Below are 19,953 nucleotides of genomic sequence, written 5' to 3'. Positions count from 1 at the left end.
AACAGCTCCCGCCACACCCCCGTTGACGGGAGCGCCGCGGAATCCTACGGTCATCCATAGGATTCCCTTGCGGGCTCAGGACAGGAGCGGGCGATGACCACGGAGCAGGCCAGGAAGACGGCCGAGGCGCTCACCTACAGCACTGGTTTCGGCAACGAGCACAGCTCGGAGGCGGTCCCCGGCGCACTGCCGCACGGCCGCAACTCGCCGCAGCGCGCACCCCTCGGCCTCTACGCCGAGCAGCTCAGCGGCAGCGCCTTCACCGAGCCGCGGGCGCACAACCGCCGCTCCTGGCTCTACCGGATCCGCCCCTCGGCCGCGCACCCGCCGTTCACCCGGATCGACGACGGCACGCTGCGCGGGGCCCCCTTCACCGAGACCGTGCCCGACCCCAACCGGCTCCGCTGGAACCCGCTGCCCGAGCCGGCTCCCGGCACCGACTGGCTGGCCGGCCTGTGGACCCTCGGCGGGAACGGCGACGTGACCCAGCGCACCGGCATGGCCGTGCACCTCTACCACGCCAACGCCTCCATGGAGCGGGTCTTCGGCGACTCCGACGGCGAGCTGCTGATCGTCCCGGAGCGCGGCGGCCTCCTGCTCCGCACGGAGCTGGGCCTGCTCGCCGCCCACCCCGGCGAGGTCGCGCTGATCCCCCGGGGCGTCCGTTTCCGCGTCGAGCTGCTGGACGAGACCGCCCGGGGTTATGTCTGCGAGAACTACGGGGCGCCCTTCCAGCTCCCCGACCTCGGCCCGATCGGCGCCAACGGCCTGGCAAACGCCCGCGACTTCCGCGCCCCCGTCGCCGCCTACGAGGACGTCGAGGGACCGGTCGAGGTGGTCAACAAGTACTGCGGCCACCTCTGGTCGGCGACCTACGGCCACTCCCCGCTGGACGTCGTCGCCTGGCACGGCAACCACACCCCGTACGTCTACGACCTGCACCGCTTCAACGTCATCGGGACGATCTCCTACGACCACCCCGACCCGTCGATCTTCACGGTCCTCACCGCTCCCTCGGACACCCCGGGGCTCGCGGGCGTCGACTTCGTCGTCTTCGCCCCGCGCTGGCTCGTCGGCGAGGACACCTTCCGGCCGCCGTACTTCCACCGGAACGTGATGAGCGAGTACATGGGCCTGATCGAGGGCGCCTACGACGCCAAGGCCGAGGGCTTCGTGCCGGGCGGCGGCTCGCTGCACAACATGATGTCCGCGCACGGCCCCGACCGGGAGACCTTCGACAAGGCCAGCGCCGCCGAGCTGAAGCCGCAGAGGATCGACGACGGCCTCGCCTTCATGTTCGAGACCCGCTGGCCGGTGACCGCGACCGCGCAGGCCGCGAACGCCGACCATCTGCAGAAGGGGTACGACGACGTATGGCAGGGTCTGGAGCGCCACTTCCGGCCGTAGTGTCCCGGCCGTAAGCCCTTGGGGCCTGATCCGCCGAGCAGGCCCCAGCCGTCGTACGGAGAACACGTGACCGCCTTCGCCCCCGACTCGCTGGTCCTGAACCGCAAGCTGCCGCTCTGGTATCAGGTCTCGCAGTCGTTGCGCGCCTCGATACTGGGCCGTACGCCCGACGCCTCGCTGCGGCTGCCCACCGAGGAGCAGCTCGCCGCCCACTACGGCGTGAGCGTGCTGACCATGCGCCAGGCCCTCAAGGAGCTGGAGGAGGAGGGCCTGATCAGCCGGCACCGGCGGCGCGGCACCTTCATCGAGCCGGGCGCCCGCCGCTCCACCCCGCGCCGGCTGCTCGGCTCGATCGACGCGATCGTGGCCCAGCAGTCGGGCGAGCGGACGACGGTACTCGGCCACGGGGCGGAGCCGGTGCCGGGCGAGCTCGCCGAGTACTTCCCCGACGTGCCGGAGGTCGTGGCGTACCGGCGGCTGCGCCGCGACGGGGAGAGCGGCGAGCCGACGAACTGGGCGGAGAACGCGGTACGGCCCGAGCTCGCCGCCGCGATCGACCCGGCCGACCTGGAGCGCTGGCCGATGACGAAGGTGCTGCGGGACGTGGTCGGGGTGCGGATCAGCCGCATCACGGACACGGTCGAGGCCCGCCTCGCCGACCCGGAGACGGCGGGCCTGCTCCAGGTCCCGCTGCTCTCGCCGATCCTCCACTACACGGGTGTGACCTACGACGAGGACGGCAGGGTCGTCGACGTGGCCCGCATCCGCTACCGCGGCGACCGCTTCTCCTTCACCGTCACGGTGGAGGCGCACTGACGGCTGCGGGGCGGCGGCGCCTGCCGGACCCTGGCAGAGGCGGCGGCGACACGCTGCCGGAACCGGCCTCTCGCCCTCCTGTCCGCACCGTGCCAGGCTGACGGCGGGGGGGTTGACCACATGAGGCACGTACCTTTCTTCCGCTGGGTTCTGACGGCCGGCTTCACGCTCTTCGCGTGTTCGGTCGGGTTGTACACGATCGAGCCGGACGCGGGGCTGCCCGCGTCGCGCCAGATCGACCTGGCGGTGGTCCACGAGAAGGCCGACGGCACCTGCCGGGTCCGGTGGAGCGATCCGTACGCGAACAAGACGCGTGAGGGGCCGTACCACTGCGACGCCGGCCGGAGCGACAGCCTCAAGGCGCCGAACTACGGAGACAGCCGGGGCTACGGCTGGGAGTCCGGGTTCATGCTCACGGAAGGACCGGACCGGGGGGACCTGTACGACGTCGCAGCCGACGCGGAGGAGGACCTCTCCACCGCGGACGCCCTCCTGCTGCCGGGGGTGCTGCTCATCATGACCGGACTGGTCGGGGGGAACCTCCGGGCCCTCCCCCGGGTCCTCGGCGTGGAGGCGCGGCTCGTGCGCCGCGCGATCCGGCTGGCCGAGGCCGCCGGGTGGGCGTCCGAGGACTACGCGCGGGCGGTGGACGCGGTGCGGGACGCCGGGCGGCGGGGGGATCTCGGCGCGGTGCCCGACCCCGAACTGGTCCGCGCCCTGTGGGTGCTGCGGGAGGCCGGACCGCAGGCGCGCGCGGCGGCGGCGACCGCCCGGGAGCTTGCGGACCGGCTGCGCCCGCTGCTGGAGAAGGCGGCCCCCGCCGCCGGGCTGGGCAACAGACTCCAAGCAGGACCGGCTGCCCGCGCAGACGCCGCGGCCGCAGTCGCCGAACTGCGTCGGCTGCTGGCCGACGCGGAACGGGACGGCCGGCGGGAGCGGTTCGTACAGACCTCGGTCGACCTGCTCCGGGGACAGGACGGCGACCGGGCCGCCCTCGCGGCCGGGGCGGACTTCGAGCAGGCCCCCGAGGCGTACCGCCGCCTCCTGGAGGACCTCGCCCCGCTCGAACCGGCGGCCCGGCCGAAACCCCCGCGCCACCGCCGGTGGCGCCGCTGACGGGTCGCCCCGGCGCGGCGGGCCTGGCCCCGTACGGACGGCGCTCGTTAGCATGCCGGGCGTGACGGAAGCCCCCCGGACGGAAGCCCCCCGCGCCGACGACGAGCCGCCCCTCCTCGACGAGCTGATGCCGTGGGCCGTGGCGCCGCTGCGGTTCGGGCGGGCGTGGGTCGTGGCTCCCGATGCCCGCACGCTGAGGGCCCGCTGGGACAGGCTGGCGGCGGCCGAGGAGGCGGAGCGGGAGGCGTTGTTCCGGCCGAGTCGAGCGCGTACGCCGTGGAGCGCGGTGGCGGCGTTGCCGGGTCAACGGACCGGGACGGCGCGGTTCGCGCGCGAGCCGGGGCCGTGCCCGGCGCCGGTGCGGGTGGCGCACGGGCCGTTCGACGAGCAGTGGCTGCTCCCCGACCACCGCCTGATCGACACAGCGCGCCCGGAGCTGTGGCGGGTGGCCGGGAGGCCGCAGCTCTTCGCCGTGGAGCAGGGGTACGTGCCGGGGACGCGGGGTCCGGCGCTCCTGGTGACCGCCGCGCTCCCCGAGGGGCGTTCCCCGGCGGGCCGCCCGGGCCGTATCCGGCCGCTGTTCCGGCGCCCCGGGGGGCTGGAGCCGAACCTCGCCCCCGGTCTGCTCGACTTCCTCGGGGAGCGGTACGGGCGCGAGGTCGACGCCCGGGAGTGGCTGGCGTGGACCGTGGCGGCGGCGCTCCCGTCCCCCGCCGGGTGCCGGGTGCCGCTGCCCGGGGACCGGGAGGTGTGGGCGGCGGGCGTGGCGCTCGGCCGGGAGCTCGTGGACGTGCAGGCGCGCGGCGCGTTGAGCGGGACGAAGCCGCGGCTGCCGGGCGGGCGCCGGCCCTATGTGCGGGCGGCGGTGCCGGCGCGGCCGACGGCGATCGCGTACGACGCCGGGGACGAGGTGCTGAGTCTCGGCGGGGGCCGGATCTCTCCCGTGCCGGTGGAGGCGTGGGAGTACCGGGTCGGCGGGGTGCGGGTGCTCGAACAGTGGTTCGCGCACCGGACCGCGCCGGCGGAGCCGGGGTCCCTGGAGGCCATGGGGCCGGGCGACTGGCCGCAGGAGTGGACCTCGGAGCTGCTCGACCTGATCACCGTGCTGGCGTTGCTCGGCGCGCGCGAGCCGGAGCGGGCCGCGTTCGCCGCCGAGGGTCTCGGCGGGGCGGACCTGCGGGCTGCGGGAGTGCTGCCGCCGCCGGACCGGGCGCGCCGCCCGGCGTCCGTCCTCGACCACCAGGAGGAGGGTCCGGAGGGGCAGTTCATGCTCCTGTGACGCTCGTTCCCGCGGCCGGGGGCGCGAACGAGTCGAGGAGGCGGGCGATGGTCATCGCGAAGATCTCGTCGGGGTCGACGGGCGCGGCGGGGGCCTCGGCGAGCAGTCCGGCAAGGTGCGGGTAGCGTCCGCTCGCCACCTGTCCCATGAGGTAGGCGCCGCGGACGGCCTGCTCCTCCGCCTCGGACCAGGGAAGTCCGCGGGCACGTTCGGCGATGGCCTGCTCGTTGGCGACGGTCGCCATGACCGTGCCGTTGACCATGGCGATCAGCTGCATCTTGAGCCCGGCGGGGGCGTCCAGGGGCGTGAGGCAGCCGAGGCACCACTCCAGGAAGCGCAGGGCGTTGGGACTGAAGCCGTAGGCGGTGGTCATCACGCGCGGCAGCCAGGGGTGCCGGTACATGATCGCGCGGCTCTGGTGGGCGATCGCGGTCATGTCGGCGCGCCAGTCGCCGCTGGGCTCCTCGGGGAGCTCGTACTCGCCGCTGACCGCGTCGACCATCAGCTCGTACAGGTCCTCCTTCCGGGGGACGTAGTTGTAGAGCGACATGGTGCCGCAGCCGAGTTCGGCGGCGACGCGGCGCATGGAGACCCCGTCGATGCCGTCGGCGTCGGCGATGCGGACGGCCGCGTCCACGACGTCCCGCCGGCTGTACGCCGGCTTCGGGCCGCGGCCCGTGCGCTCGGGCCGTGCCCAGATCACTTCCGGTTCGGCCGCTCGGCCCGCCATGGATCATCACCTCGCCCCCATCGTAGTTACGTACACCGTACGTAGTGAGGTAGGGTCGCGCCATGACGACTACGTACGCTGTACTTAGTGAGGGTCTGCGGAAGCGCTACGGCGAGGTCCACGCCCTGCGCGGGCTCGACCTGGCCGTCCCCGCGGGCACGGTCTGCGGCGTCCTCGGACCCAACGGCGCCGGCAAGACCACCGCCGTCCGGGTCCTGACGACCCTGGTCGCGCCCGACGCGGGCAGCGCGCGGGTCGCCGGGCACGACGTGGTGCGCGACCCGGCGGGCGTCCGCGGCAAGATCGCTGTCACCGGCCAGCACGCCTCCGTCGACGGCGACCTGACCGGCGCGGAGAACCTCCGGCTCTTCGCCCGGCTGCTGCGCGCCCCGCGCTCCCGCGCCGCCGAGCTCCTGGAGCGGTTCGACCTGACCGCCGCGGCCGACCGGCCCGCGCGCACCTACTCGGGCGGGATGCGGCGCCGCCTCGACCTGGCCGCGAGCCTCCTCGTCCGCCCCGAGGTCCTCTTCCTCGACGAGCCGACGACCGGCCTCGACCCGCACAGCCGGAACGGCATCTGGGACGCCGTACGGGACCTGGCGGCCGAGGGCACCACCGTCCTGCTGACCACCCAGTACCTGGAGGAGGCCGACCAGCTCGCCGACGACATCGTCCTGATCGACGAGGGACGGGTCGCCCAGCGCGGCACACCCGCCGAACTCAAGGCGCTCATCGGCCACCACGCCGAGGTCGTCGTCGCCGACCCCGCGCTCCTGGAGGCGGCCGCGGCCGTCCTCGACCGGCTCACCGGCGCGGCCCCGGTCCTGGACGCCGAGCGGCGCACGGTCGGCGTGGTGACCCCGGACACCACCCTCACCCTCCCCCGGCTCGTCCGCGAGGTCGACGCCGCCGGGGTCCACATCGTCGACGCCTCCCTGCGTCCGCCCACCCTCGACGAGGTGTTCCTGCGCCTCACCGCCCGGAAGGAGCCCGCCGCGTGAGCGCGCTCGTGCACGACGGGACCGCCGTCCTCGGCCGCCATCTCCAGCGGATCCGGCACGCCCCCGCCCTCACCGTCATGACCCAGACGATGCCGATCGTCTTCCTCCTCTTCTTCGGGTACGTCTTCGGCAGCGCGCTCGCCGTGCCGGGCGCCGAGTACCGGGCGTTCCTGGTCCCCGGCATCCTCGTGGCGACCGCGTCCGGCGGCCTGATGACCGGCATGTTCCAGGCCGCGCAGGACTCCCACCGAGGCGTCATGGACCGCTTCCGGACCCTGCCCGTGAGCCGGGCCGCCGTCCCCCTCGGACAGGCCCTCGCCGATCTGCTGGCGAGCGCGGTCGGCACCGTCCCGCTGATCCTCGTCGGACTCGCCATGGGCTGGCGGATCGAGGGCACCGCCCTGGAGGCCCTGGGCGCCTTCGGTCTGCTGCTCCTCTTCCGCTTCGCGACGACCTGGATCGGCATCCTGCTCGGCCTGGCCTCGCAGAGCGAGGAGGCGGCCGGCCAGCTGGGCAGCGCCACCTTCATGCTGCCGCTGCTCTCCAACGCGTACATCCCGACGGACGGCATGCCCGGCTGGCTGCGGACGGTAGCCGAGTGGAACCCGATCTCGGCGGTCACGACGGCGGTACGGAAGCTCTTCGGCAACGCGCCCGTGCCGGCGGACGCGGCCTGGCCGGTGGCGCACCCGGTGGCCGGGGCGCTGCTCTGGTCGCTCGTCCTGATCGCGGTCTTCGCCCCGCTCGCGGTCCGCCGCTACGCCCGCCGCTGACCTCCCTGATGCGGGGGTGGGTGCCCCCGGGGTGACGCATCCCCTGATGACAGGGGCGCCCCGGCAGGGTAGGCAGGGCTGTCATGAGCACTCAGCCACTCCCCCTCGAAGGGATCACGGTCGTCGCCGTCGAGCAGGCCGTCGCCGCCCCCTTCGCCACCCGGCAGCTCGCGGACCTCGGCGCCCGGGTCGTCAAGATCGAGCGCCCCGACGGCGGGGACTTCGCCCGGGGGTACGACACGGCCGCCCGCGGCCTCGCCTCGCACTTCGTGTGGTGCAACCGCGGCAAGGAGTCGGTGGCGGTCGACCTCAAGGACCCCCGGGGCCTGGCGCTCGCCCGGCGCCTGGTGGCCGGCGCCGACGTCTTCGTGCAGAACCTGGCGCAGGGCGCCGCGGCCCGGCTCGGCCTCGACGCCGCGACGCTGTGCGCCGCGCACCCGCGGCTGATCGCCGTGGACGTCTCGGGGTACGGGGCGGCGGGTCCGTACGCGCACAAGCGGGCGTACGACATGCTCGTGCAGTGCGAGGCGGGGCTCGTCTCGGTGACCGGCACCCCTGAGCAGCCGGTCAAGTCGGGGATCCCGGCGGCCGACATCGCCGCCGGGATGTACGCGTTCTCGGGCGTCCTCGCCGCGCTCGTCCGGCGCGGCACGACCGGGCGCGGCGGCCCGGTGGAGGTCTCCCTGCTCGACTCGCTGGCCGAGTGGATGGGGCATCCGCTGCACCACGGGTCGCACGGAGGCACGAGCCCGGCGCGAACGGGGCTCGCGCACGCGGTGATCGCCCCGTACGACGCCTATCCGACGGCCGACGGGGGCCTGGTGCTGCTCTCCGTGCAGAACGACCGCGAGTGGCGGCGGCTCGCCGAGCAGGTCGTCGGCCGCCCGGAGCTCGCCGAGGACCCGGCCTTCGCGACGAACACGGCGCGGGTCGCCGGGCGCGCGGCGACGGACGCGGTGGTGGCGGCGGCGCTGGCCCCGCTCACGGCCCCGGAGGCGCTGGCGCGGCTCGACGCGGCGGGCGTCGCCTGCGCCCGGCTCAACTCGGTCGCGGAGCTCGCGGACCATCCCCAGCTGACGGCCCGGGACCGCTGGCGGCCGGTGGAGTCCCCGGTCGGGCCGCTGCGTTCGCTGCTGCCGCCGATCGTCTTCCCGGACGGGCCGGAGCCGCGCATGGACCGGATCCCCGCACTCGGCCAGGACACGGACGGGGTCCTCGGGGAACTCGGGGTGTCCGAGACGGAGCGGAAGGAGCTCAGGAGCGCGGGCGTGATCGCCTGAAAGCTGCCGGCGCGCGGGCGGAGGCTGCCGCCCGACACTCCCGGGCGGCGGACCGGCCCGGACACGACGAAACGCCGGACGGGCGGGGACGCGTCCGGCGTTGTCGCGAGCGGGGTCGTACGGGAGACCGGGCGGAAGCGGGCGGGCGACCTCGGGGTACGCGGCCCGGCCTCCGGGCCTCCTAGTGGCGCGCGCCGAAGAGCGAGCGGCGCAGGCGGCGGAGCGGGGCGAAGAGCGAGACGCGCGCGCTGCGGCCACGGTGGCTGTGCACCGGCGCCTCCGGCATACGCGACGTCAGTTCCCGCATCAGCAGCGTCGCCTCCGCCACCTCACGCTGGGGCACGGCGGGGCCGCCGAGCACCGCGAGATGGCGGTCGAGGCGCGAACTCGTCGCGCTGCTCCCGCAGGTGATGGCAGGCACTCGCGGCCTGCTGCGCATTGCTATCTGTTCCATGTCACTCCCCACCCGTACAAGGGCACCCGGCCCGGGCAGGTTAACCCTATCGCTCCACCGTCACACCCGTGTATCCCGCCGACGGGATTCACCGCCCCCGTACGAGGGTTGACGGTCACTGTGCGAATCCATCTGATTCCAGGGTGAGTTGGACAGGCCTCGAACACCTGTCGAACCGTCACGAACCATCCTGCACCGAGGGCGGCGCTCTCCGGCCACGTGGCCGGGTGTGATCTCCGCCACCAAGATCGTTCCCCTGCGGCCGGCCCACGCGGTCCCGTACGGACCGGAGTCGGAAGGTCACCGCTCGGTTACCGTGGAGCCATGACGGTGATCGCGGGTCGTTACCGGCTGCTGGACGTCCTCGCGGAAGGGGCGACGGGCACGGTCTGGCGCGCCCTCGACGAGACGCTCGCCCACGAGGTGGCCCTCAAGGAGCTCCGCGCCCCGGCCGGACTCCCGGCCGACGAGGCTCCCCTGCTGTACGCGCGCCTGGAGCGCGGGGCGCGGGCGGCCGCCCGGATCTCCCACCCCTCGGTGGTACGGGTGCACGGCGTCGCCACCGAGGACGGCCGGCCGTGGGTCGTGATGGAGCTGGTCCGCGGCCTCAGCCTCGCCGAGACGCTGGAGGCCGGTGGCCCGCTGCCGCCCCCGGAGGCCGCGCGCGTCGGAGCGGAGGTCCTCTCCGCGCTCCGGGCGGCGCGCGGGGCGGGCGTGCCCCACGCGGGCGTGGACCCGGGGCACGTCCTGCTCGCCAATGACGGCCGGGTCGTGGTCACCGGCTTCGGCACGGGGGCCGGGACGGGCTTCGGCGCGGGGGCCGTGACTCCGGGGGAAGGCCGGCCGGACGAGGCGGCGGAGCTCCGGACCGTCGGCACGCTTCTCGACGCGGCGGTGGGAGGTCGGCGGGGAGCGCTGGCCTCGGTGATCGGACGGCTCCTCGACGAGCAGGCCGGGGCGGCCCTGACGACGGATCAGGCCGAGCGGGAGCTGCGGCGGGCGGCCCCGGGAGGCACGCCCCGGGCAGCCGGGGCATCCGCGCGCGCGGGGTCCGGCGCCCCTGCCCGCCCGAAGAGTGGGGGTGGTGGTCACGAGGGGCCGCGCGGCGGGGGCCCGGCACCCGCGCCGGCGCCGGCCGGAGCGCGGCCGCCCCGGCGACCGGCACGGCCCCGCCGCGGCCCGGTCCTGGCGGCCGGGCTGATCGGGGCCCTGCTGATCGCCGGGGCGTTGACGTACCACCTCGTACGGGACGGGGAACCGGGCACCGGTCCCGGTCCGGGCGGGGTCACGAGCACCGCTCCGGCCGGTCCCGGCCCGACGGGTACGGGGGACGGATCCGCTACACCGCCCCGTTGAAGGACGGCAGGTAGCCGCCGGACTGTCCGGACGCGGTCGGGTGGTAGGACTCCCCGATGTTGAGCCAGTTGACGCTGTGCAGCCACGCGGAGCCGGAGCAGATCTCGTGGCCGGTGAAGGCGGGGACGACGCTCGCGAAGGTGTAGCCGTGGTCGGCCGCGCGCTTGGCGACGGCGGCGTTGAGGTAGTCCGACGCACCGTTGATCGCGCTGCGCTCGCCCTCGCTCAGACCGGCGACACAGCTGCCGCTCAGCTTGTAGAAGCGCGGGTAGCCGAGGACGACGACCTCGGCGGCGGGCGCCTTGTTGCGGATGGCCGTGTAGACGGAGTCGAGCTTGCCGGGCAGCGTGGAGTCCACGTAGGCCTTGGCCTGATTCACGCGGTTGATACAGGTGGACTCGGACTGCAGCACACAGGTCGTCATAACGTCGGCGAAACCGGCGTCATTTCCCCCGATCGTGATGGAGACCAGGTCCGTGGCGGCCGAGAGGGGACCGAGCTGATTGGCGGTCACATCACCCGTTCGGGCGCCCGAGCAGGCGGTGAAGGCAAAGGACGAGGGGGCGTTGGCGTTCTTCCAGAGCACCGGAAACGCCTTCGTGGAGCGCTTGCAGTCGCCACTGGCGCTGTCGTAGCTGCCGGCGCCGACGCCGGAGGAGTACGAGTCTCCCAGTGCCACGTAGTCGAGGGCGGCGGTTTCGGCCGCCTGAGCCGCGCTCGCCCCGGTGAGGGCGAGGACGGCGCCGAGCAGGAGCGAGGACGAAAGGGCCGCGAAGCGGGACAGTCTCATGGAACCTCCCTGTAGCAGGATCTCTGCGCTACCAGGTAGTAGCATCGGATCCGGCCGACCGGAAGTGTTCATGTCAAAACTGGGACCGACCTCCAGTGCCTCTCAGGCGAACCTCCAGTGAGGACAGTCGAGATCCGGCCATACAGGAAGCGGAACTTCCGCTCCCAAAAATTGATCGAGCGCGACCGCGAAACTTTCGCGACACATCCGTACAACAAAGCACAGAGATGTGATCGCGCATCACTGTTCCCTGCATGCAAACGGATTGACCGAATCCGACCGGGACAGTCGCACATCTGAGCAACGAAGCTTCACCAAACTGCGGAAAAGCGGGCCACCGATCCGGGACTTGCCATACAGTCCCATTCATCAATACCGTCGTACATCTCACCCGCACAGGACCATCAAGCAAAGCGGCTCAGGGGAGGGCTCTAGCGTCGCGATGGCTCCGGTGCGGGGCGCGGTAGGGGGGTGCCGTGCTCGGTGTTCGAACGTGCGCCGGGTCGCGGGTACCGCGCGGCCAGTCATGCCAACTCGCCGATCCCGCACAGGCGATCGACCATGTGTCGATCCCGCGCGGGCGAAGCGAGCACCCCCCTTTCGAACCGGACACACCATCGGACCGCCCAAGGGGTGGGCGGCCCACCGGACGAGAGGGAATCAGGACCCATGAGCTCGTTCCTGCGCCCGGCCACTACGGGCCAAGAAATGACCGAGCCGAGTCGAATAGCGGCCCAGTACCGCGCCATCACCTCGCATTTGGCGATCACTCCGCCGGTGAGCGTCGTCATTCCCGCGATGAACGAGGCCGAAAATCTTCCGTACGTCTTCAAGACGCTGCCGGAATGGATCCACGAAGTCGTCCTCGTCGACGGAAATTCCACCGACGACACCGTGAACGTCGCCCGTGAACTCCGGCCGGACGTCAAGGTGGTCAAGCAGGTCGGCAAGGGCAAGGGCGACGCCCTGATCAGCGGCTTCGCCGCCTGCACCGGCGACATCATCGTCATGGTCGACGCCGACGGCTCGGCCGACGGCCAGGAGATCGTCTCCTACGTCTCCGCCCTCGTCGGCGGTGCGGATTTCGCCAAGGGCTCGCGATTCGCCAACGGCGGCGGCACCGACGACATGACGACCATTCGCCGCCTCGGCAACTGGGCACTCTGCACACTCGTCAACCGCAAGTTCGGCGCCCGCTACACCGACCTCTGCTACGGCTACAACGCCTTCTGGCGGCACTGCCTCGACAAGGTCACGCTGGACTGCACCGGATTCGAGATCGAGACCCTCATCAACATCCGGGTCGTCAAGGCCGGCCTCAAGGTCCAGGAAGTCCCCAGCCACGAGTACCTGCGCATCCACGGCGTCAGCAACCTCAACGCCGTGCGCGACGGGATCCGGGTCCTCAAGGTCATCCTCAAGGAGAAGGGCGTCCGGAAGGCCGCCCGCCGCCGCCCCGCCGCGTTCTCCGTCAACGTTCCCCGGGGAGAGGCGTCTTGAGCGACCGCACGTCCCCGCACGGCTTCTCGGTGGTGATCTGCGTCTACACGGAGGAGCGGTGGGAGGACATCCTCGCCGCCGTCGACTCCGTACGGAAGCAGTCCCTTCCGCCGCTGGAGATCCTGCTCGTCGTCGACCACAACGAGCGGCTCCGGGAACGGCTCACCGAGGAGTACGCGGACGAGCGGCTCCACGAGGAGGTGCGGGTGCTCGCCAACGCGGGCCCCCGCGGCCTCTCCTCCGGCCGCAACACCGGAATCGCCGCCGCCCGCGGCGAGTTCGTGGCCTTCCTCGACGACGACGCCGTCGCCGAACCGGACTGGCTCCACCACTTCGCCGCCGCCTACGACGGGCCCGAGGTCATGGCCGTCGGCGGCCGGACCCTGCCCGCCTGGGCCTCCGGCCGCCGCCCGGCCTGGTTCCCCGAGGAGTTCGACTGGGTCGTCGGCTGTACCTACCGGGGCCTGCCCCCGGGCCGGGCCCGCGTGCGCAACGTCCTCGGCGGAAACGCCTCCTTCCGCCGCACCGCCTTCGACGCGGCCGGCGGCTTCGCCACCGGCATCGGCCGGGACGGCGACCGACGGCCCCTCGGCTGCGAGGAGACCGAGCTGTGCATCCGGCTCGCCAAGGCGATGCCCAGGGCGATCCTGCTGATCGACGACCGCGCGGTCATCCACCACAAGGTGCCCGCGGCCCGCGAGCGCTTCGGCTACTTCCGCACCCGGGTGTACGCCGAGGGGCTCTCCAAGGCGCTCGTCGCGCGGAGCGTCGGCGCACAGAAGGGCCTGGAGTCCGAACGGCGCTACACCACACGGGTGTTGCCGGCAGGCGTGCTGCGCGGGGTGCGTGACGCGCTGCGCGGCCGGTCCGGCGGTGCGGGCCGCGCCGGGGCGATCGTGACCGGGGTGACGGTCGCGGCCGGCGGCTACGCCCTCGGCACGCTGCGGAACCGGCGCGGCGGACCGACCTTCTCCTGGGGGCCGATCGAGCGCGCCGAGGACGGCGCGGCCGACGGTCGCACGGCCCACGACCGTACGGTCAAGGGCACGGCTGCCGAGGACGGCGCGGTGGAGGCCGGTTCGGCCGGGGCCGCCCTCGTCGACGAGGGCGCCTCGTGAGCGCCGCCGGGTGCGGGACCCCGTACACCCGGGGCGTGCCCGTCCTCATGTACCACGCCGTCGACCGCGATCCCGCTCCGGCCACCCTGGGGCTCTCCGTCACCCCCGAGGCCTTCGCCGCGCAGATGGAGGTGGTCGCCGAGCGCGGGTTCACCCCGCTGACGACCGCCGCGCTCGCCGCCGCCTGGCGCACCGGCGGACCGCTGCCCGACCGGCCGCTCCTCATCACCTTCGACGACGGCTACGAGGGCGTCCACCGGCACGCCCTCCCGGAGCTCGCCCGGCACTCCTTCGCGAGCACCGTCTTCGTCTCCACCGGCTGGCTGCGCGGCAAGCACGAGGAGGGCGGCGCGCTCGACACCATGCTCGACTGGGCGCAGGTCCGCGAACTGGCCGACGCCGGCACGGAGATCGGCGGCCACAGCCACACCCATCCGCAGCTCGACCAGCTCGACGCGCGAAGTCTGCGCTTCGAGACACTGCGCTGCCGGGAGATCGTCGGCGAGGAGCTCGGGAGCGCCCCGGCCTCCTTCGCGTACCCGTACGGATACTCCAGCAGGCGGGTCCGGCACACGGTCCGGGAGGCCGGGTTCACCCAGGCGCTCGCCGTCGGGAACGCGCTGGCCTGCCGATCCCAGGGGCCGTACGCCCTGGAGCGGGTCACCGTGCGACGGTCGACGGACCTCAAGGAGTTCGTCCGGCTCGTGGAAGGCCGGGCGATCAGCTGGAACTTCGCGGCGGACCGGGCCATGACGAAGGGGTACGCGCTCGTGCGACGCGCCCGGGGCGCCACGCGGGGCCATTGGATCTGACGTACCGCCGGACCGGCGGAAGGACCGGCGACCGGGGGTAACGTCCCGTTCAAAACACGGTGCACGGAATGCCCGGTTGCCGGATCATGGGCGCCATGGCTGACACCCCACCGGTACCGTCCGAGCCGCAGCGGTCGCTGCCCATCAGACTCAACCTCGACGACAGCGACTCGCCGTCGGACGTCGTCGACGCGCTCTTCCTCGGCCGCTTCGCGACCGGCGAGCAGCCGCACTCGCACAGCACCACCGTGGACCGGGTCAAGCCGGAGGCGACGCTGCTCCCGGCGGGCGCCCGGGTGCTGCGGGCCGCGAAGGACGACGACCGCAGCGCCGTGCTCGCCGAGGGCGAGGGCTGGACGCTGCTCGTCTCCCGCTGGAACCGGGGCGCGGACGTCACCGTCACGGCGGCGGACGCGGAGCTCGCGGAGCGCGTCCTGAAGGAGGCGACCGACGGGGCGAAGGACGAGCCGGAGCCGCAGCCGGAGAACGTGACCATGGGCTTCTGGTACGTGTCGCCCCGGCGCGGCCCGCACCGCACGACCCGGCAGATCAGCGCCGGGACCTGGGACGAGGTCCGGCCCAACTACTCGGCGCCGGTGGCCGAGTCCATGGACCGGCTGATGAAGGTGACCCCCGAGTCGATCGCGGGCCGGCTCCTGCTGCTGCACGGTCCGCCGGGCACGGGAAAGACCTCCGCGCTGCGGACCCTGGCCCGGTCCTGGCGGGACTGGTGCCAGGTGGACTGCGTCCTGGACCCGGAGCGGCTGTTCAACGACGTCGGCTATCTGATGGACATCGCCATCGGTGAGGACGAGGGGACGGCGAAGGGCCGCTGGCGGCTGCTGCTCCTGGAGGACTGCGACGAGCTGATCCGCGGCGAGGCGAAGCACACGGCGGGGCAGGCCCTGTCGCGGCTGCTCAACCTCACGGACGGGCTGCTCGGGCAGGGGCGCAACGTCCTGGTCGGGGTCACCACGAACGAGGACCTGGAGCGGCTCCACCCCGCGGTCGTACGGCCCGGCCGCTGTCTGGCCCGGATCGAGGTCGGGCCGATGACCAGGGCGGAGTCGGTCTCCTGGCTCGGACGCGAGGAGGGCGTGCCACGCGAGGGCGCGACGCTGGCGGAGCTGTTCGCGCTCCGCCGCGGCACGCCCCCGGCGGACCTCCCCGAGCCCCGTACGGCGGGGGCGGGGCTCTACCTGTAGAGCCGAACGGCGGTCAGGGGCCGGTCAGCTGTCGTACGCCGCGCGCAGGGCCTCGCTCACGGCGGCCTCCGCTGCCGCGCGGCTGAGGCCGAGGCGATGGGCCTCTTCGGCGTACTGGGCGGCGGCGGTGGCGGCGCGGCGGGTCGCCGCGTCGCCGGCCGCCGCGACGAAGGTCCCGTGACGGCCACGGGTCTCGATCACCCCGTCCGACTCCAGTGCCTTGTACGCCTTGGCGACCGTGTTCGCGGCGAGGCCGAGCTGCTCCGCGAGCCCGCGTACCGTCGGCAGCTTGTACCCGACCGGCAGTCTGCCCGAGCGGGCTCGCTCCGAGATCTGGGCACGCAGCTGTTCGTACGGAGCGGTGGTGGATTCGTGGTCCACGGCGATGGTGAGTGTCACCCCTCCGATTCTGCCCTCACCCCACGGGAAAATGGGAGGCGGAGGCCACCATCCACACGTAGCGTGCGGCCACATGACTGTGATCGTCCGTGACGTACGAACCGAGGACGCCGAGGGCTTCGCCCGCGTGCGCCGCGCAGCGGTTCCCTTCATGCTGGCCACCGCCGAGCAGCTCGTCTTCGACTGGGCGCACGCGCACCCCGACGGCCACTACCGTCCGCTGGTCGCCGTGACGGGGGACGGCACGGTCATCGGGACGGCCCAGGTCGGGATCGCGCACGACGCGCCGGAGCCCGGCATCGGCTACGCCAACGTGTACGTGGACCCGGCGCACACGGGGCTCGGCGCCGGCACGCTGCTGCTGCGCGCCGCCGAGGAGCACCTCACGGAGCGCGGCGCGCACACCCTGTACAGCTGGGCCATGGACGAGCCGCGGAACCGCGCGTGGGCCGAGCGGCGGGGCTACGCGCCGAGCCGTTCCGCGTACTTCCTCCGCCTGGACCTGGCCGCGGCCGAGCTGCCGCCGCTGCAGGCGCCGCCGACCGGTGTCGAGCTGCGGACGGCCGAGGACTTCGCTTCCGATCCTCGGGTGCTCTTCGAGCTGGACGCGGTGACGACCGCCGACGAGCCGGGTGACGTGGGTGCGGAGCTGGACGACTACGCGCACTGGCTGGAGACGACCTGGAACCATCCCCTCTTCGACCGGGTGCTGACGACGGTCGCGGTGGTGGACGGGGTGCCCGCCGCGTTCAGCGCGGCGCGGACGGACGGACGGGGCCGGTACGCCACGGGGATGACCGGCACGGCGCCCGCCTTCCGGGGCCGCGGTCTCGCGAAGCTCGTCAAGAACGACTCCCTGCACCGGGCCCGGGCCGCGGGCTGCGTGGAGGCGTTCACGGGGAACGACGCCGGCAACGGACCGATGCTGGCGATCAACAAGTGGTTCGGCTACGAGATCGGCGCGGTGGAGGTACGGCATGTCCGGACGGTCGCTTGAGATCACCCTGGTGAAGGCGGGGCGGACGAAGATCCGCTACCCGGCGGAGGTCCTCACGGAGGAGGGCGGCCGGCTCTCGGTCCGCGCCCCGTGGGCCGCCGAAGGGGTACGGGACTTCGGCTTCGTCCGGTTCGAGCCGGGCGACGTCTTCGTGGAGCACTACTGGCGGGACCGCTGGTACACGGTCAAGGAGGTGTGGTCCGGGGACGGCACCCTCAAGGGCTGGTACTGCGACATCACCCGGCCGGCCGAGATCGACGGCTCGGGGGTCGTGATCGAGGACCTGGACCTGGACCTGTGGGTGTCGGCGGACGGCAGCGAGGTGCTGCGGCTCGACGAGGACGAGTTCGAGGCGAGCGGCCTCGCCGCCTCCGACCCGGAGGCGGCGGCCCGCGCCGTCGTGGCCCTCGACGAGCTCGAACTGCTCGGCCGTGAGGGCCTGATCGACCTGCTGGGTCGCTGACCGGCGGTCAGTGCAGCTCGACGTCCGACTCCGCCGTCGCGAGGAAGCCGGGCGTCGGCAGGCCCGTCCCACCGGTCGTGAGCTGCACGAGGCGGGCCTCGACGTGGGCGGCGCCTGGGCGGTAGGCGGGGTCCTTCACGACGGAGGTGTTGACCCACTCGCGGAGGTGGCCGTCACAGATCGCCCGGGTGCCGCCGATCCCGGCGGAACGGTTCCCCTGACGGAGGGTGGCGCTGACGAAGACGGGCCCGGCGGTGTCGTCGGTGCAGCGGTAGGTGCCGGAGAGGGTGACGGTGCTGTCCTCGGCGACGGTGCCGTGCCCGTGGACGGACACGCCGTCGGCCCCTCGCGCTTGGGCGAGAGGGGCGACGGCGACGGCGATCAGGGCGCCTGCGGCGAGGGCGGTACGGACGCGCATGAGCGGGGTCCCTTCGGGGGTGGGGGGTGAGTGGTGCTGCCCGCCAGGGATACCGGATCAAGCCGTTCCATGTCCGAAACTCACCCCATCAGGGGCGAGTTGAGCACTTTTCGGTAGTGGATACGATCGTACGGTCCGTCCACGCGCCGCTCGACGACCTCGTAGCCGTACCGCTCGTACAGCTTCTGGTTCTCCCACATCATCGCGTTGGTCAGCAGCCGCACCTCGGGCAGCCCGAGCTGCCGCGCCCGCTGCTCCACCCACTCCATGAGGACGCGCCCGAGGCCCGTGCCCTGGGCTTCGGGGTGGACGGCGACCTCGTCCAGGTAGAGGTGGTCGGCCTCGGGGATCACCACGACGAGGCCGACCACCGGGTCGCCGACGACGAACACCAGCCCCGCGGCCACGTTCGCGGCGTGGTCGCTCTCCATCGGCGCCGGTACGAGGCCGATCCGCTCGATGTAGTGGTGGAAGGCCGCATCGGTCACGGCCTTCACCGCGGGCACGTCGGAGGGGACTGCGGGGCGGGGTGTCTCGTGGATCATGCCGACACGTTACGGCGGCGGATGATCACCTTCTTCAACAGGGGCCAGGCGAGCAGGATCACGACGACCGTGTAGACGGTGACCGAGAACGGGGTGTTCACCAGGCCCGTCAGTGAGCCGTCGCTGATCTGGAGGGCGCGGCGGAGCTGCTGTTCGGCGGCCGGGCCGAGGATGACACCGATCACGGCCGGGAGCACGGGCAGTCCGTAGCGCCGCATGCCGAGGCCGATGAGGCCGACGACGAGCAGGATGACCAGGTCGAGCGCCTCGCCGCCCACCGCGTACGCGCCGACGGCGGCGAAGAAGAGGATGCCGGCGTAGAGGTACGGGCGCGGGATCCGCAGCAGCTTGGCCCAGACGGGCGCGAGCGGCAGGTTGAGGGCGAGCAGCAGCACCATGCCGACGAAGAGCGAGGCGATCAGGCCCCAGACCAGGTCGGGCTCCCGCTCGAAGAGCAGCGGGCCGGGCTGGATGCCGTACTGCTGGAAGGCGGCGAGCATCACGGCGGCGACGGCGGTCGTGGGCAGGCCCAGGGTGAGCATCGAGACCAGCGTGCCCGCCGCGGAGGCGGAGGCCGCCGACTCGGGTCCGGCGACGCCTTCGATGGCCCCCTTGCCGAACTGCTCCCTGTGCTTCGAGAGCCGCTTCTCCGTGACGTACGAGAGGAAGGTCGGGATCTCGGCGCCGCCGGCCGGGATCGCGCCGAACGGGAAGCCGATGAACGGACCGCGCAGCCAGGACTTCCAGGTCCGGCGCACATCGTCCCGGCCGAGCCAGGGCCGGCCCACGGGGATGGCCTCGCCCGTCGTGCGGCGCAGGTGCGCGGCGACCCACAGGGCCTCGCCGATCGCGAAGAGGCCGACCGCGACGATGACGACGTCGACGCCGTCGGCGAGCTGGAGCGAGCCGAAGGTGAGGCGCTGCTGGCCGGTCATCTGGTCGAGCCCGACGAGGCCGATCGTGAGGCCGATGAGGAGGGAGGCGAGGCCGCGGATGCGGGAGGAGCCCAGGACGGAGGTCACCGCGATGAAGGCGAGGACCATGAGCGCGAAGTAGTCCGGGGCGCCGATGTCGACGGCGAGCGCGGCGACGGTCGGGGCGAGGACGACGAGGAGGACCGTGCCGATCATGCCGCCGGCGAAGTGGCCGATGGCGGCGGCGGCGAGCGCCTGCGCGCCCCGGCCGGTCTTGGCCATCGGGTTGCCTTCGATGGCGGCGACGACGGCGGCGCTCTCGCCGGGGGTGTTGAGCAGGATCGAGGTCGTGGAGCCGCCGAACATGGCGCCGTAGTAGATGCCGGCGAACATGATGAAGGCGCCGGTCGGTTCGAGTCCGTACGTCACCGGGAGCAGCAGGGCGACGGCCATGGCGGGGCCGATGCCGGGCAGGACGCCGATGGCGGTGCCGAGGAGCACGCCGACGGCGGCCCACAGCAGGTTCATCGGGGTGAGGGCGGTCCCGAAACCGTCGATGAGGGAGTACAGGGAATCCATG

21 protein-coding genes are annotated in these 19,953 nt (G+C 73.1%); 14 read left to right on the top strand and 7 right to left on the bottom strand.

Going from position 1 to position 19,953, the window contains the following annotated elements:
- Positions 1-93 precede the first annotated feature (93 nt).
- The 4 genes from hmgA (at position 94) to ACF08F_RS32295 (ending at position 4,618) form a co-directional block, all read left to right on the top strand.
- Complete coding sequence (gene hmgA / locus ACF08F_RS32310) at positions 94-1,407, top strand: homogentisate 1,2-dioxygenase (RefSeq protein WP_392302071.1); 1,314 nt, start codon at positions 94-96, stop codon at positions 1,405-1,407.
- A 66-nt stretch (positions 1,408-1,473) separates the two neighbouring features.
- The gene (locus tag ACF08F_RS32305; RefSeq protein ID WP_392302070.1) at positions 1,474-2,223 is read left to right on the top strand and encodes a GntR family transcriptional regulator; all 750 of its coding nucleotides are present in this window, start codon (positions 1,474-1,476) and stop codon (positions 2,221-2,223) included.
- Between the two features lie 120 nt (positions 2,224-2,343).
- Positions 2,344-3,339 carry a hypothetical protein gene (locus ACF08F_RS32300; RefSeq protein ID WP_392302069.1) on the top strand — a complete coding sequence of 332 codons (996 nt, stop codon included), beginning with the start codon at positions 2,344-2,346 and terminating at the stop codon, positions 3,337-3,339.
- 52 nt (positions 3,340-3,391) lie between these two features.
- The gene (locus ACF08F_RS32295; protein WP_392302068.1) at positions 3,392-4,618 is read left to right on the top strand and encodes a type ISP restriction/modification enzyme; all 1,227 of its coding nucleotides are present in this window, start codon (positions 3,392-3,394) and stop codon (positions 4,616-4,618) included.
- On the opposite strand, the gene ACF08F_RS32290 is transcribed toward ACF08F_RS32295, so the two are convergent.
- Complete coding sequence (locus ACF08F_RS32290; protein ID WP_390556380.1) at positions 4,605-5,348, bottom strand: TetR/AcrR family transcriptional regulator; 744 nt, start codon at positions 5,346-5,348, stop codon at positions 4,605-4,607. The two genes, ACF08F_RS32295 and ACF08F_RS32290, sit on opposite strands and share 14 nt — an antisense overlap.
- Positions 5,349-5,410: 62 nt before the next feature.
- Between ACF08F_RS32290 and ACF08F_RS32285 the strand changes: the two genes are divergently transcribed.
- The 3 genes from ACF08F_RS32285 (at position 5,411) to ACF08F_RS32275 (ending at position 8,402) form a co-directional block, all read left to right on the top strand.
- Positions 5,411-6,349 (top strand): ATP-binding cassette domain-containing protein, encoded by a 939-nt coding sequence (locus ACF08F_RS32285; protein ID WP_392302067.1) that lies wholly within the window; start codon positions 5,411-5,413, stop codon positions 6,347-6,349.
- Positions 6,346-7,122 (top strand): ABC transporter permease, encoded by a 777-nt coding sequence (locus ACF08F_RS32280; protein WP_392302066.1) that lies wholly within the window; start codon positions 6,346-6,348, stop codon positions 7,120-7,122. Before ACF08F_RS32285 ends, ACF08F_RS32280 begins: the two co-directional genes overlap by 4 nt.
- An 83-nt stretch (positions 7,123-7,205) precedes the next feature.
- Entirely contained in the window at positions 7,206-8,402 is a 1,197-nt protein-coding gene (locus ACF08F_RS32275) for a CaiB/BaiF CoA transferase family protein (protein WP_392302065.1), read from the top strand.
- A gap of 181 nt (positions 8,403-8,583) precedes the next feature.
- Here the strand turns inward: ACF08F_RS32275 and ACF08F_RS32270 are convergent, their stop codons facing one another.
- Positions 8,584-8,856, bottom strand: a complete 273-nt coding sequence (locus ACF08F_RS32270) for a hypothetical protein (protein WP_079037679.1) — start codon at positions 8,854-8,856, stop codon at positions 8,584-8,586.
- Between the two features lie 324 nt (positions 8,857-9,180).
- Between ACF08F_RS32270 and ACF08F_RS32265 the strand changes: the two genes are divergently transcribed.
- Positions 9,181-10,212, top strand: a complete 1,032-nt coding sequence (locus ACF08F_RS32265) for a serine/threonine-protein kinase (protein ID WP_392302064.1) — start codon at positions 9,181-9,183, stop codon at positions 10,210-10,212.
- Here the strand turns inward: ACF08F_RS32265 and ACF08F_RS32260 are convergent.
- Positions 10,196-11,002, bottom strand: coding sequence for an SGNH/GDSL hydrolase family protein (locus tag ACF08F_RS32260; RefSeq protein WP_392302063.1), 807 nt, complete (start codon positions 11,000-11,002; stop codon positions 10,196-10,198). The two genes, ACF08F_RS32265 and ACF08F_RS32260, sit on opposite strands and share 17 nt — an antisense overlap.
- Positions 11,003-11,671: 669 nt before the next feature.
- Here ACF08F_RS32260 and ACF08F_RS32255 point away from each other — a divergent pair.
- From ACF08F_RS32255 to ACF08F_RS32240, 4 genes are all read left to right on the top strand, one after another.
- Complete coding sequence (locus tag ACF08F_RS32255) at positions 11,672-12,502, top strand: glycosyltransferase family 2 protein (RefSeq protein WP_189509598.1); 831 nt, start codon at positions 11,672-11,674, stop codon at positions 12,500-12,502.
- The gene (locus tag ACF08F_RS32250) at positions 12,499-13,620 is read left to right on the top strand and encodes a glycosyltransferase family 2 protein (protein ID WP_392302062.1); all 1,122 of its coding nucleotides are present in this window, start codon (positions 12,499-12,501) and stop codon (positions 13,618-13,620) included. Before ACF08F_RS32255 ends, ACF08F_RS32250 begins: the two co-directional genes overlap by 4 nt.
- Before the next feature lie 47 nt (positions 13,621-13,667).
- Complete coding sequence (locus ACF08F_RS32245; RefSeq protein ID WP_392302127.1) at positions 13,668-14,432, top strand: polysaccharide deacetylase family protein; 765 nt, start codon at positions 13,668-13,670, stop codon at positions 14,430-14,432.
- Between the two features lie 86 nt (positions 14,433-14,518).
- Positions 14,519-15,637: a DUF5925 domain-containing protein gene (locus ACF08F_RS32240; RefSeq protein ID WP_392302061.1), complete on the top strand. Its 1,119-nt coding sequence runs from the start codon at positions 14,519-14,521 to the stop codon at positions 15,635-15,637.
- A gap of 24 nt (positions 15,638-15,661) precedes the next feature.
- Here ACF08F_RS32240 and ACF08F_RS32235 read toward each other — a convergent pair whose 3' ends face one another.
- Complete coding sequence (locus tag ACF08F_RS32235; RefSeq protein ID WP_359672425.1) at positions 15,662-16,036, bottom strand: GntR family transcriptional regulator; 375 nt, start codon at positions 16,034-16,036, stop codon at positions 15,662-15,664.
- 73 nt (positions 16,037-16,109) lie between these two features.
- Between ACF08F_RS32235 and ACF08F_RS32230 the strand changes: the two genes are divergently transcribed.
- A complete protein-coding gene (locus ACF08F_RS32230) occupies positions 16,110-17,033 on the top strand; it encodes a GNAT family N-acetyltransferase (RefSeq protein ID WP_392302060.1) in 924 nt (307 codons plus the stop codon).
- Complete coding sequence (locus ACF08F_RS32225; RefSeq protein ID WP_392302059.1) at positions 17,014-17,496, top strand: DUF402 domain-containing protein; 483 nt, start codon at positions 17,014-17,016, stop codon at positions 17,494-17,496. Before ACF08F_RS32230 ends, ACF08F_RS32225 begins: the two co-directional genes overlap by 20 nt.
- Positions 17,497-17,503: 7 nt before the next feature.
- Here ACF08F_RS32225 and ACF08F_RS32220 read toward each other — a convergent pair whose 3' ends face one another.
- The 3 genes from ACF08F_RS32220 to ACF08F_RS32210 form a co-directional block, all read right to left on the bottom strand.
- Positions 17,504-17,914 (bottom strand): DUF6299 family protein, encoded by a 411-nt coding sequence (locus ACF08F_RS32220; protein ID WP_392302058.1) that lies wholly within the window; start codon positions 17,912-17,914, stop codon positions 17,504-17,506.
- Between the two features lie 80 nt (positions 17,915-17,994).
- Positions 17,995-18,459, bottom strand: a complete 465-nt coding sequence (locus ACF08F_RS32215; RefSeq protein WP_392302057.1) for a GNAT family N-acetyltransferase — start codon at positions 18,457-18,459, stop codon at positions 17,995-17,997.
- Positions 18,456-19,952, bottom strand: coding sequence for a tripartite tricarboxylate transporter permease (locus tag ACF08F_RS32210; protein ID WP_392302056.1), 1,497 nt, complete (start codon positions 19,950-19,952; stop codon positions 18,456-18,458). Before ACF08F_RS32210 ends, ACF08F_RS32215 begins: the two co-directional genes overlap by 4 nt.
- Position 19,953: the final 1 nt, after the last annotated feature.

The sequence above is a fragment of the Streptomyces sp. NPDC015130 genome (genome assembly GCF_043080005.1).
Classification (GTDB): Bacteria; Actinomycetota; Actinomycetes; order Streptomycetales; family Streptomycetaceae; genus Streptomyces.
Note: the sequence above shows the minus strand (reverse complement) of the source record. Positions and strands in the feature narration are given on the sequence as shown.

Coding starts and splice junctions, on each gene's coding strand:
- ACF08F_RS32265 (WP_392302064.1), top strand. CDS start 9,181: ATGACGGTGATCGCGGGTCGTTACCGGCTGCTGGACGTCCTCGCGGAA.
- ACF08F_RS32245 (WP_392302127.1), top strand. CDS start 13,668: ATGTACCACGCCGTCGACCGCGATCCCGCTCCGGCCACCCTGGGGCTC.
- ACF08F_RS32215 (WP_392302057.1), bottom strand. CDS start 18,459: ATGATCCACGAGACACCCCGCCCCGCAGTCCCCTCCGACGTGCCCGCG.
- ACF08F_RS32275 (WP_392302065.1), top strand. CDS start 7,206: ATGAGCACTCAGCCACTCCCCCTCGAAGGGATCACGGTCGTCGCCGTC.
- hmgA (WP_392302071.1), top strand. CDS start 94: ATGACCACGGAGCAGGCCAGGAAGACGGCCGAGGCGCTCACCTACAGC.
- ACF08F_RS32240 (WP_392302061.1), top strand. CDS start 14,519: ATGGGCGCCATGGCTGACACCCCACCGGTACCGTCCGAGCCGCAGCGG.
- ACF08F_RS32270 (WP_079037679.1), bottom strand. CDS start 8,856: ATGGAACAGATAGCAATGCGCAGCAGGCCGCGAGTGCCTGCCATCACC.
- ACF08F_RS32290 (WP_390556380.1), bottom strand. CDS start 5,348: ATGGCGGGCCGAGCGGCCGAACCGGAAGTGATCTGGGCACGGCCCGAG.
- ACF08F_RS32255 (WP_189509598.1), top strand. CDS start 11,672: ATGAGCTCGTTCCTGCGCCCGGCCACTACGGGCCAAGAAATGACCGAG.
- ACF08F_RS32210 (WP_392302056.1), bottom strand. CDS start 19,952: ATGGATTCCCTGTACTCCCTCATCGACGGTTTCGGGACCGCCCTCACC.
- ACF08F_RS32220 (WP_392302058.1), bottom strand. CDS start 17,914: ATGCGCGTCCGTACCGCCCTCGCCGCAGGCGCCCTGATCGCCGTCGCC.
- ACF08F_RS32295 (WP_392302068.1), top strand. CDS start 3,392: ATGCCGGGCGTGACGGAAGCCCCCCGGACGGAAGCCCCCCGCGCCGAC.
- ACF08F_RS32260 (WP_392302063.1), bottom strand. CDS start 11,002: ATGAGACTGTCCCGCTTCGCGGCCCTTTCGTCCTCGCTCCTGCTCGGC.
- ACF08F_RS32225 (WP_392302059.1), top strand. CDS start 17,014: ATGTCCGGACGGTCGCTTGAGATCACCCTGGTGAAGGCGGGGCGGACG.
- ACF08F_RS32230 (WP_392302060.1), top strand. CDS start 16,110: ATGACTGTGATCGTCCGTGACGTACGAACCGAGGACGCCGAGGGCTTC.
- ACF08F_RS32300 (WP_392302069.1), top strand. CDS start 2,344: ATGAGGCACGTACCTTTCTTCCGCTGGGTTCTGACGGCCGGCTTCACG.
- ACF08F_RS32285 (WP_392302067.1), top strand. CDS start 5,411: ATGACGACTACGTACGCTGTACTTAGTGAGGGTCTGCGGAAGCGCTAC.